At 52.5% G+C, this 12,121-nt stretch carries 8 protein-coding genes; 4 read left to right on the top strand and 4 right to left on the bottom strand.

Annotated features, from left to right (window positions below):
- Positions 1–15: 15 nt before the first annotated feature.
- The gene (locus KIH39_RS05740; RefSeq protein WP_213500632.1) at positions 16–1,332 is read right to left on the bottom strand and encodes an EF-hand domain-containing protein; all 1,317 of its coding nucleotides are present in this window, start codon (positions 1,330–1,332) and stop codon (positions 16–18) included.
- Between the two features lie 563 nt (positions 1,333–1,895).
- Here KIH39_RS05740 and KIH39_RS05735 point away from each other — a divergent pair.
- The gene (locus tag KIH39_RS05735; protein ID WP_213498303.1) at positions 1,896–2,891 is read left to right on the top strand and encodes a Gfo/Idh/MocA family protein; all 996 of its coding nucleotides are present in this window, start codon (positions 1,896–1,898) and stop codon (positions 2,889–2,891) included.
- Here KIH39_RS05735 and KIH39_RS05730 read toward each other — a convergent pair.
- Together KIH39_RS05730 and KIH39_RS05725 are read right to left on the bottom strand one after the other, a co-directional pair.
- Complete coding sequence (locus tag KIH39_RS05730) at positions 2,888–3,460, bottom strand: flavoprotein (protein WP_213498302.1); 573 nt, start codon at positions 3,458–3,460, stop codon at positions 2,888–2,890. The genes KIH39_RS05735 and KIH39_RS05730 overlap by 4 nt on opposite strands.
- Before the next feature lie 74 nt (positions 3,461–3,534).
- Entirely contained in the window at positions 3,535–7,413 is a 3,879-nt protein-coding gene (locus tag KIH39_RS05725; protein WP_213498301.1) for a tetratricopeptide repeat protein, read from the bottom strand.
- Positions 7,414–7,724: 311 nt separating this feature from the next.
- Here KIH39_RS05725 and KIH39_RS05720 point away from each other — a divergent pair, with 311 nt between their 5' ends.
- Positions 7,725–8,426: a hypothetical protein gene (locus tag KIH39_RS05720; RefSeq protein ID WP_213498300.1), complete on the top strand. Its 702-nt coding sequence runs from the start codon at positions 7,725–7,727 to the stop codon at positions 8,424–8,426.
- Here KIH39_RS05720 and KIH39_RS05715 read toward each other — a convergent pair.
- Positions 8,403–8,783, bottom strand: coding sequence for a DNA polymerase ligase N-terminal domain-containing protein (locus KIH39_RS05715; protein WP_213498299.1), 381 nt, complete (start codon positions 8,781–8,783; stop codon positions 8,403–8,405). The two genes, KIH39_RS05720 and KIH39_RS05715, sit on opposite strands and share 24 nt — an antisense overlap.
- A 68-nt stretch (positions 8,784–8,851) precedes the next feature.
- On the opposite strand from KIH39_RS05715, the gene smpB reads away from it, so the two are divergent.
- Together smpB and KIH39_RS05705 are read left to right on the top strand one after the other, a co-directional pair.
- Entirely contained in the window at positions 8,852–9,334 is a 483-nt protein-coding gene (smpB, locus tag KIH39_RS05710; protein WP_213498298.1) for an SsrA-binding protein SmpB, read from the top strand.
- Between the two features lie 8 nt (positions 9,335–9,342).
- On the top strand, positions 9,343–12,117 hold the full coding sequence (locus tag KIH39_RS05705) for a lipopolysaccharide kinase InaA family protein (RefSeq protein WP_213498297.1): 2,775 nt from the start codon (positions 9,343–9,345) through the stop codon (positions 12,115–12,117).
- Positions 12,118–12,121 lie beyond the last annotated feature (4 nt).

Raw genomic sequence — 12,121 nt, 5'->3', positions numbered from 1 at the left:
GCTCCCCTTTTTCATTTACTGATCGCCCTCGGGTTCGGGCTGGTAATTATTATTGGATGGGTTCTGATTACTATAGCCACCTTGGTTACTTCCCCCACCTGCACCCCGATTACCACGTCCGGCGCCGCCGTTGTTTCCACCGCCCCGGCGATTCGATCCGTCACCACCCCCTGAACCAGGTGCACCTCGCATACGAGGTGCGCCACCTTCTTCGCCCGAGCCACCGGGTCCGCCACGACGACCGTTCATCTGGGACATGTTGCCACCGGGGTTCATCATAATCCTGAAATTCTGTCCATTGACGGATATGTTGCCATTATTCAGTCCTTGGTTGGCCCAGGGGTTTGTATCACCACCCGATTGGCCAAAATTCCCGCCGTTGATCATCATTCCCATGCCGGGACCTTGAAAGCCATTGCCGAAGCTACCGTTACTGCCGCTGGGTCCACCCGCGACCTGGTTAGTCTTCATAACTTTCAGAACTTCCTCGGGAGTAATGAAACCATCATCATTCAAATCCCAAGTCTTAAATTCTTCTAGGCTACGGCCGGCTTGACGCCATTCATAAAGACCAACCTGTCCATCGTTATCGCCACTGGCGTCCATTTGCACGAACCAGGCCGGAATTTCTTTTGGCAGCTTACCTGCTCGTAATACGACCGGGCGTGCTTCTTCCTGATTAGGATTACTTTGATTGAACAGTTCGGGATTCAGAGCTTCCGCCTGCTGATTTAAGCGAGCTTCCCGGGCCGCTTTGAAAGATTCCATAAAGTCATCTTTGGAAAGCGAAGTCTTCCCGTTGGCGAATTGCTCCCACATCCCCTGAAACATAGGGGGTACATCTTCCTTAGTAATCGTCGATTTACCATTGGACAGACGATCGAAGATAGCTGCAGGGTCTGGTCCCCCCATGCCGCGGCCACCGCCAAAACCGCCGCCGCCACCACCGCCCGTACCTCCCATTGCCATTCCGCCGCCGCCGGGGCCACCCATTCCTCCACCACCAAAGCCACCACCACCCATACCTCGGCCACCGCCACCCATTGCCATTCCGCCGCCGCCAAAACCGCCGCCGCCAAAACCGCCGCCGCCGGGGCCACCCATTCCTCCACCACCAAAGCCGCCACCACCCATACCTCGGCCGCCGCCTTTGCCACCGCCAAAACCGCCGCCTTTTCCGCCACCGCCCCCAAAGTTGCCTCCGCCGAAGCCACCGCCGCCTTGGCCACCACCTTTACCGCCACCGAAGCCGCCAAAATCCTGAGCCTCCACCAAACTGGCAATTCCCAGCATGCTTAAAGACAGGGCCAGAAGTCGTAGCTTATTGCGCATAGTCAGCTCCATAATTCTTACTTAGATAGTAACGGCCAAGCTCCGATACTGACACCCCATCTTAACAAAGTCTCATAGTTCTCTAATCGCTGGAATCGTTTTCAATTATCAGCAGTTTCACCGACTCAAATGGTTGTAGCGGTAACGTACAGTTCTTCGATCCAAGAGATAGGACATTCCTACGATCCAACAACTGTACGATACTAGAGAGAAACTCTTTGGGATTCAAACTGATGTTAGACAGATTAACCCCATTCATTTCCACAAAAAAATCCGCGGCAAGATTTTTGATCTGCAACTGAATCCCGGTTGTAGGAGTCAAATTGGTTGGAAGCCCGAAGGATCTCTCGAAGCCAATCTCTCGAGTCTCAAAAAAAAACGGCGGCAGTGGAACCATCGCTGGAAGGGTTACTGGAACGGAGACCGGGTCGGAACCTCCGGTTCCAATTTGCATGGTCCATGGTCCATGCAAGCGTATCTGGTGCTCATGAGGTTTCGTCACTCTACGATCACTTTCTCTATACTTCACAGAAAGTCATTATCCATTCGGGAAAATTCGTGCCATGAGCAATCCATCCGCGAAATTGAAATGGGGAGTACTGGGTGCAGCCAAGATCAACGAAAGGCTATTCCCGGCATTCCACAAATCTCGTACGGCAGATCTCTATGCGATTGCCAGTCGCGACCTGGGCAAAGCACAAAAAGCCGCCAAGGATTCGGGTATCCCGCATTGCTATGGGAGTTACGAAGCTCTGCTGGACGATCCGAATATTGATGCGGTTTATATTCCTTTGCCTAACCATCTTCATGCGGAATATTCCCGTAAAGCGGCCGATCGCGGCAAGCATATCTTATGCGAAAAACCGCTGACCCCCACAGCACCGGAAGCGCAGAGTCTGGTCGAGTATTGCAGCCAGAAAAAAGTTCGCATCATGGATGGGTTTATGTGGCCGCATCATCCACGGACGGCTGTGATGCGAAAATTGCTCGATTCCGGCAAGATTGGAAAAGTTACCCGAGTTACGGCCGCCTTCACCTTCGTACTCGATAATCTCGATCAATCCAACATTCGCCTCCATAACTCCATGGGGGGCGGGAGTTTACTGGATGTCGGCTGTTACACCGTTTATGGGATCCGTTGGGCCATGGGTCAGGAACCGGTCAAAGCCTTCGCACGAGCCAAGTACAAGTACGATTGCGATGTGGAAATGACCGCACAACTGCTTTTCCCAGATGGATCCTTGGCTTCCATGGACTGTGGATTCACCTTACCGATGCGACAGTGGGTGGAAATTACTGGCACGCAGGGAACAATGACCATTCGCGATCTCTGGGTTCCGGACGACGAAGCCAAATTTGATATTCATGCGGGAGAGAGAACCGAAACTCATTCGGTTCGCGGCCAAGACCAGATTGCCTGCATGTTAGACGATTTCGGCACGGCCCTCATTCAGAACCAGGATCCCACGCCCCACATTTCGGAGGCGATCAAATCGCTGAAGGTTCTTGATGCGCTGGCTAAATCCGCTCGGGAAGGGCGGGAAGTGGATATCGTTTAGGAATTCTTCTGGTCCAAATAACACTGCGATAAAATCTCCGGGATCGAGGCCATGGCACCGGTCCCCATATCTCCGCAGGCGAGCAGTTTTTCCTGCGGCCAGCAGATTCGCAGTTTTTTGCAATCCTGCTGAAGCTGCTTCAAATTTCGATCCGTTACCGGATGCTCCCACATGAGCGTGTTCATCGCGGGCGCGATCACCACGGGCCGCGTCAAATCCCAGCAGCGATAGACACTGGTCAGGCAGTTATCACAAATTCCGTTGGCTACTTTCGCCAGGGTGTTGGCATCCAAGGGGGCTATGAGAAACAAATCCGCCCACTTCCGCAGTTCGATATGCAGGACCATATCGCCGCGCTGATACTGTCTACCGTCTTCTTGCCCCGGCCACTCGGCGGCATCATCGATCAGACATTTTTGGGCAATAAAGGGAGCGTTATCAAAAAAGTATTTGGCCTTCTGCGTTGTGACAATTCGAACCTGATGTCCGAGAGCAGTTAATTCCGCGAACAGTTCCGGAACTTTAATCGCCGCGACCGAACCGGTCACACCTAAAAGAATATTGGCCATATCAGCTATTATAGAAATGAAAAAGCACGCTGAGGTGACTCAGCGTGCTCGGCGATTTCAAAGTTCAAATTGACTTAGGGCATGCGAATGGAGACATACCCCATTGCCTCATACATCTTGTAGGCACTTGATAGCTGCACATGACCCATGATTCCGAAGGTCATCCAACTCGTAATGTCGTAGTTAATCAACCCCTTGAAGTCGTTGTAGGTGACCAGTCGGTCGTCCGCACCTAGCCCGTATTGCAGGCTATACCAGCATTGGTCGCTGTGCACGAAGTAATCCCGGCTGAACCAGTGCCACCATTCGAGTCGAATTTCCCCGTAATTGAAAGTCTTCGGTGCAAAGTATGGATGGATCGTGCCGAACAAATCCAGCGGATTTGGCGGGTCGGTCGGGAAAATCGTCTGAGAAGAGTAACCATAGAAGGTGTACTTCTCAACAATCTTCAGCTGCTTCGGCGGCAGGGTCAGGCTGTTTTCGTTATAGAGTTCCAACATATTCATGTTGTTGCTATCTGAATAATGCCCATAACGATAGGTACCACCGAAGTCCCAGGTGCGGGTCATCAGCACATCGGCCCCCACATAGGCTCCGAACCGATGGATATCCTGCCGGATCGATTCGCCGTTCTCGGCGACATTATCCAGGTACAGACCGCCACGAGTCTTGAGGCAGTCATCGTGAGCGTACTGGAAGCCGACATCAAAAGTCGGGCGAGTTTGGAACCCGTTCTGGAAAAGCTCCAGATTCATTTGACCGTAGAGTAAGAGTCTGTTGTCATCGAACTTCTTCTGCATTCGGATCCACGGGATGTTTCCATCGTCGTTGTTATAAATGGTCGGTTGGTAGAGAACTCGATCGTAGCCGAACTCGATGTACTCGTTCTCATCCCCCCAGGGCAGTTTCACACCCGTGGATAACCGCTGCCGATCGATCGATGCCAGTCCATCGCGGCCCCGTTCCCGGAAGTAGTCGTACGACATATCCAAAGATGGATTCAGGTCGGCTCCGGATCGTTCGATCGCGACCATGGTATCGCGATGCGTGGGATCCACCGCCAGGGTACCGTTATAAAGTTCCTGGGCACGGCGAGTCATCGTCAAAGCGCCGTATACCTGTCCCATGTCGAAGAGAGTTTCGGTATTGGTCGGTTCGTAACGATTGATGGCATCGTAGGCCGGAAGAGCCTGATAATTCCGATAATCCTTGAGTTCTTTGGCTTCCATTTCCAAAGCAAAAGCCTTCTGCTCGGCCACCTTTGCATCGTAATCGTTGATCAGACGCAGTACGGCCAGTTTCGCCTCATCATCCGGGAGCGTGCAGGCGACGCGTTCCATTTCCTTACGCAAGCCCGGCCCGGTGAGGCTGGTCATGGTATAGGGTTCCAGAATGGTGCGAACCTTGGGCTGCCGTTGGACGACTCCGGCCAGTTCGCCAATCAAATACTGATCGGGTGCGGGAGACAGCATGGCCTGGTATTGAGATCGTGCCGCGCTGAACTGATGATCGCTATAGAGAACGCGAGCGCGTTCGCGAGGCGGAATCGTAAATTCCGGATCGATCTGAATCAACTGCATATATTGTGCAGCCGATTTCCGATAATTCTGTGCGATAGCAAAGCATCGAGACATCGCCAGGTGCCCGCGAACGTTTGTCGGAGACAGGTTGAGGATCCGGATGCAGTATTCAAAAGCGGCTTGCGGTTGGCCGGTATAGCGTGCCTGACGCTGCATTCCATCCGCGAGACGGATTAAGACCGCCAGGTTGTTGGGATCGTACTGCAAGGCTCCCATGCAAAGTTCCACGACATGGGCATCGTCGTAATCCGCGGAGTAGAGATCCGCCAGAACGAGTCGCTGGCGCGTATCGCCTCCCAATACGCCGATAATACAACCGATCAATTCAGAGGCTCGCTGCACATTTCCCATTTTCTCGGATGCTCGGGCCAATCCATAATAGGAGGAGGGCACACGACCGATCGGACGGGAAAGAATGATTTCGTACTCGCGGGAAGCATCGAGGTAGCGATTGCATTCCAGCAGCGTTTTAGCCAGAGTCGAGCGAATCGAGAAAGCCGCCACTTCGCTGCGAGGGTTCGAAGCAAGAAACGCTCGAGCCAGTGCCACACCTTGATCCGCCTGACCCGCTTTCGCCAGATGGCGGATCATTTGACTGATCACTGCGGGATCATCCGGGAAATCGGTCAAAATTGTCCGCGTGACATCGACCGCTTCTTGATACTTGCGTTGATTGAAGAGTGAAGCGGCGAAGGCCAATCTCGCTTTCTTGCCGATGATCGGGAAGTTCGGCGGAATCTTGGCATATTCGGCTTTGGCCTTTTCCCACTCCTTGGTGTAATCGAAGAGAAGGCCTAATGAGAGACGAACTTCATGATCGAGTTCGTTCCGTCGAAGCATATCCTTGTAAATCAATTTGGCTTCGGTGTATTCGCCGACGACCTGATGATATTCGGCATAGGTCAGTAAATAAGCTCGCTGGACGTTGTTGCCTGGAACGAAGCTGTCGAGGATTTTCTTGGCGTTGGCCGGCAGATACATGGCCAAGTGAACCTTGGCCAGACCGATCAGGGCATTGCCATTCGCCGGATCGACCTGGAGGACCTGATTGTAAACGTGCCCGGCGATTTCAAATTCTTCCGCTGCGAATAAAGAATCGCCAAGAACAATTCGAACCGCCTTTTCCTTGGGCTTCACGCCGGCCATGGCCACTAATTGCTCCATGGCCGCTTGTCGCTCACCCAATCGAGCCAGAGCACGTACCAAACTGGCAAGGACTTCCAGATTTTCCGGATTGCGTTTTTTCTGCTCCATCAGGTAGGACAGGGCTTCATTGGGCCGTTCGAGGTCCAAGAGCAGCGCCCCCAGGGCCGGAGGTGCGGTCGGATCTTCCGGACGAATGGTCGCCAGGAAGCGGTCATATACCTGTTCGGCGTGTTTATAATCACCGTCGAAGGCAAATGCCCGGGCTAAACGGACCGACAATTCGAATTCGGATCGAAGCCGACGCTTGGCATCCGGGTCACTCTTATTCAGTTCGATAGCCGTAGCGAAATGGCCGATTGCCTTCCGATAGTCCTTGGCGATGATGTACAGATCACCTACAAGAGCACGATATTCGAGTGAATTGGGATCGTCTGCAATGAGAATTTCATACTGAGCCGCAGCCCGGCGAGGCTCTCCCGCCAGGTTCAATACGCCCGCATACTCCCTGCGAATTTCCACATCCTTGGGATGGAGAGAGAGATATCGCTCAAATCTCTCCGCGGCGATGTCATATCGAGATTGTTCGTAGGCCGTTCGAGCGGCGGTCAGCAAGGCTTCGTCTTCGGGCGTGCGGTTAGGCCGACCCTGATTGACCGGTTTGGGTTTGGTCGGAATCTGTTCACCTTGCAGGATCGCCGGCTCCGTGGGACGTGCCGGAGCGCCGGTATCTGCTGGTTTGGTCTGGGGAGTGTTCGCTGGCGGATCCAGTTTGAGTTTCGGATCCTCCGGCGGGTTCTTAGGCAAAGGGCTCAGCGGAGGCTGAAAACCCGTTTGCTGCACACCTGCCTGGCCGTAATTTTGAAGTACGGATTTAACTCGGGAATTCGGGAGAGTGCCAACCGCGGCAGGCACGGTACTCGCCGGAATCTGAGCCTGCTGCGAAAGCTTGAAAGGATCCTCGGGCTTCGCGGTACCTGGAACTACGGCCGGGATGACCACTTGAGAAGTGGGCGCAGCGGGAGCCTTGGCCTTCCAAATGACATCGTCGTCATCCGTACGGGGTGCGGCCATGAGGGCGCCCGCATTGGAAAATAGAAAATAGCCCGCGAACAATGTCGTCGAGCTTGCAACGGTCAGGGCCAGCCCAACCCAAGCTGACAATCGCCGCGGGCGATCATCTTTCGCTCTGAATTTGGCGGCGAACTGGCTTTCGGATTTCGTGTTCATACCGGTTCTTCAGCTTAGGTGTTCGGACACGCATACGAGCCTTCCCACGACTCGTCCCAGAAACGGAAAAATCCGCGCACGCCGAGTAATCGGTAGCATTGGAAAAATCTGTTCCCCGGTCATTTTCGGCAAAGTTTAACATGCTACTTGATGGATTTCCCCCTTTTGACTCATGTTGGCCCAAAAGAGGCGCAGAACGGCCAAGCCGGGTAAACTGGCTCCCCTGCCAACGGTAGGTACCCCTAGCTAATTGGGTGACTTCCTTCCGAATTCGCATTGTGCTATTTGGGCGTTGGAGGTATTTGTCTGACATGAGCAAGAATCTGAAGCGCAAACTCACCAACATCGGTTTGCTGGCAGCCATCGCTTTTGTTGTCTGCTCGGCCCTGGGATTGGCTCTGAAGCAGAGGCCCGCTTTCTACGAAGCGGCTTATATTCCAGACGGAGAGATACGTAATCAGCAATCGAAAGAATGCCAGAGGAAGGCCTCCGATCTTTGGAGCATGTTCGGCAGTGGCGATCCGGTCTGGGGCGATAAATTTACGAATGCGAATATCAACAGCTATCTGCAGGAGGACTTTGAGACGGTCGGCGGCGAAAAGAATCTGCCAGACGGTTTTTCCGAACCCCGAATCAGCTTCGAGGAGGGCTCACTCCGGCTCGGTTGCCGCTACGGAAAAGGATTCTGGAGCACAATCATTTCGATCAATTTGAAAGTCTGGATGGTTGCGAATGAAGTGAATACCATCGGCATCGAGATCGTTTCACTGAAGAGCGGATCGATTGGGATATCCCCTCGGTTTTTGCTCGATCAAATTTCTGAATTGGCTCGAAAGTGGAACGCCGATCTGGTTTGGTACCGCCGCAATGGCAATCCGGTCGCTGTCGTCAAATTGCAGGCGAGTCAGATGCGCCCGACATTCCACATCCAGCAATTACAGATCAAAAATAACGAATTGGTCCTATATGGCCATTCCGCAGCCAACGGTTCACGAGTCGCGCAACTCCCCTGATTTGACATTTCCCTCGCGAATGAGGCATTCACTGCCTTCGATGCAGGCGAACCTCCACAGACCGCTCAGGCTCTTACCCTTCAGCTCGAACTGGTCGAAGAATTTCGACGTGGGCCGAAATCTGCCTGTTTCGATGATGCGAACCGTTCCGCGATTGTCGCTAACAGGCCCTTCATAATCGAGATAGAGCTTCCGGTGATCGGTGGTTCTTTCGACCGGTATCACTGTCGAAGCTCTGGGGTCAGCCAATAGCCGCCAACTCCATAAAACGGCTTCAACTTCCAGAAACAAATCCCAATGCAACGTCGGCCAGTCATGCTCCGAAATAGTGAATCTGGGTTCCGGAATCGGCTGCAACTGGCACCCCTTTGCTAAATTGGTCGCTAGAGATTATCTTATGCCACTCGACGGGATACACTGAGATCATGGCGAAAGATAAGACTGCTCCCGATGAGATTAAGGTGATAACCCGTAACAGACGGGCTTTTCACGAATACGAGATTCTGGAAAAGATCGAGTGCGGAATCGTTCTCGTAGGGACGGAAGTCAAAACCCTCCGGGACGGGCACTGCAACCTTGAGGATTCGTACGCGCACTTGAATGCTGGAGAATTATGGCTTTTGGGTTGTGAGATACCGGAATATTCGATGGGCAATCGGCTCAATCACAAGCCCAAGCGAGATCGCAAATTGCTCCTGCATCGGCGCGAGATCGACAAGTTCGCCGGCAAAGCGACTCAGAAAGGTTTTACTCTGGTTCCTTTGCAGATGTATTTCAAAGCGGGTCGGGCAAAAATCGAGATTGCGATCGCCAAAGGTAAGCAGCTTCACGATAAACGGGATTCAATAAAAGATCGGGAATCGAAACGCGATCTGGCGCGGGCCATCGCAACCCGACGGAAATCATAGGATGTGATTTGACTGACTCGTCTGCCAATTCGGATAACCAAGCGGCCAATTCGAAGTTGGATATTCCGCTTTCCGCAAATCCTCAGAAAATCGTCGCGCTGGTGGAGGGGGCCGACCATGTGTGTTGCCGGTATCGCATCACAGCCTTCAAAGCAATAATCGAACGAGCGGGTCACCAGCTGGAACTCGCTGCGATTCCAAAAGGGCCTCTAGCTCGCTGGAATTTGTTTCGCCGACTGAAACTGTACGACATCGTCATATTGCAACGGAAGCTTTTTTCCGGCTGGGAACTGCTACTCCTCCGCAAGTATGCCAAGAAACTGATATTCGATTATGACGATGCCGTCTGGTCCCGAGATTCTTTTGCAAAGTCCAGTTATGACCGCAAGAGGAATCGACGCTTCATCAATATCTGTAGAGTCGCAGATGTCGTCACTCCTGGAAACAAGTTTCTCAAGCAAAATTCCCTGCATTATGCAACTTGGGTTACCTTGCCAGTCCAATGGGTGGTTGCAAACCCGGAAAGTATCCTTATCCCGACCTGCGTAGACGAGAATCTATACCCTCGAGACCCCATATCAAAACCGGATGATAAAATTCGACTGGTTTGGATAGGATCCTCAAGCACCCTGCAGGGGCTGAAACAAATTTGTTCCGTGCTCGATTCGTTGGCAGAGGTTTCGGATAGATTAGTCCTTCGCATTATCTGCGATCAGGAGCTGGAGCTTTCAAAACTTCCAGTGGAATTCGTGCCCTGGGATGCCAAAAGTGAAGTGCTGAGAATCGCCGAATCAGATATCGGAATCAGTTGGATTCCCGATGACTTCTGGAGTCGAGGGAAGTGTGGACTCAAAACGCTGCAATACATGGCCGCCGGGCTACCGGTAATCGCAAATCCAGTCGGCGTACATCCGGAGATGATTATCGAAGGCGAAAATGGCTTCCTGGTCCGCGACGAAAATGCATGGCTAAAAGCGGTAAGATCTTTAATTGAAAAGCCGGATCTTCGCCGAAGTATGGGTTTGAATTCGCGGCAGCGATTTGAAAATCGTTATAGCGTGCAGAGGGGTGCGGCAGTCTGGCTGAAACTAATCGATGCACTGAGCAAGCCGTCAGAGAATCACTCAGTTAGACAAAAACCCAGAGGTGAAGGAAATCGGATCCCCACTGCCAATGAGATTCAATGGCAACATTCCTTGGCTTCACCACTGAACAGCGAGACTCTGAATTTACAATTGCTGTTAAGAGAGGGCCATGCGGAAATCATTAAAGAAGGTCCTCATCGCACGGTCTTTCGGGTGCTCATTGATCGTGAAAGATATTATTGGAAATTCTGCAAGCTCAGCGGGCCGCGTGCCTGGGCTAGGGAATGGCTGCGTCAGCCGAAAGCGCGGCTCGAATTTGATCAGGCCAGAGCGCTCTGGAAAATGGGTATTGCCACCTTTGAGCCGATAGCGTGGGGAGTAGAACTGGGCTTCTTCGCGGGACAAAGTCATTTGATCACTAGAGAAATCGGCGAAACTCAATCGCTGATGGACTTGCTCGAAAGTTGGACATGCATTGCCCCGGCACCCAGAGATCGGCGAAATCTGACGAAAGCCTTCGCGGGATTTGTGGCTAATTTACACAATCAAGGAATAATGCATCCCGATCCTCACCCGGGAAATTTTCTGATCCGTTGGGAAGATCGCACTCAGGCTCCCGAATTTTTCCTGCTGGATATCCATGCCGTGACTCGCCACAGCTACGGTTATCTCAACACCGAAGTAACAAAAATCCATTTAGCCCTAATCAATCGCTGGTTCGTTTTGCGTACCACACGTCTGGATCGAATGCGATTCTGGCGAGAATATTTTAAACTTCGCAGATGGTGGGAGAAACTGACTGTCCGCGCCGTCGATGCGGAAACTCGAAAGCAAAATTTTGACTTTTGGGCTTCCCGGTACAGACGAGCTATTTCACACAAGCGTCATTTTCCGAGCTTAAAATCCCGGAGTATGAAAGGCTTTCGTGCGGCGAATTGTCCCAGTGAACTCGCCGATATATTGATGAGTGATCCAGATCAACCATTCGCTCAGCTCGAACGGTTGTGGAAGAATTCCAAAAGCTCTTCGGTGGTTCCGCTCGAATTTCAAAGACGGCAATACGTACTCAAACGATTCCGAATTCAGAGCTTTGGCGATGCACTGAAAAATCGCTTCCGCCGATCTCCCGCGCTCCATTCCTGGCTGATGGGGCATGCGCTGCTGGATCGTCTTCTACCCACCGCCATTCCTGTGCTCGTCCTGCATCGGATGCACCGGGGGATTCCTCGGGAAGGCTACCTTCTTTGTGAGTTGCTTCCAGAAGCCCAGGAACTTCAGGAAGTATTGGACGTCGAGTTCGATCAGTGCCGTGCGTACAAACGAGAATTGATACATCAGCTTGCTCATACGATTCGACACATGCACGAACGGGGCATCACCCATCGCGATTTGAAAGCCGCCAACTTGCTTGTACAAATCCGCTACCCCAAACCCAAGGTGTCTTTCATTGATCTCGTTGGGATGCGCATCCGCCGGCAAATTTCACCCCACAGAGCCTGGCGAGACCTGGTTCGGCTGAATGCCAGCTTTATCGAATCGAGAAATATTACCCGAACCGATCGGCTGCGCTTCTTAAGAACCTATCAGTTATGGCCTTTGAGAGGACGCGAAGATTGGAAAGCTTGCTGGAAATGGGTGGCTGAGGCAACCCAGGCAAAGATCGCCCGCAACCAGAAACGGGGCAGGGTACTTAAATAGTCCT

Origin of the sequence: Telmatocola sphagniphila, assembly GCF_018398935.1 — a bacterium.
Taxonomy (GTDB): Bacteria; Planctomycetota; Planctomycetia; order Gemmatales; family Gemmataceae; genus Telmatocola; species Telmatocola sphagniphila.
Note: the sequence above shows the minus strand (reverse complement) of the source record. Positions and strands in the feature narration are given on the sequence as shown.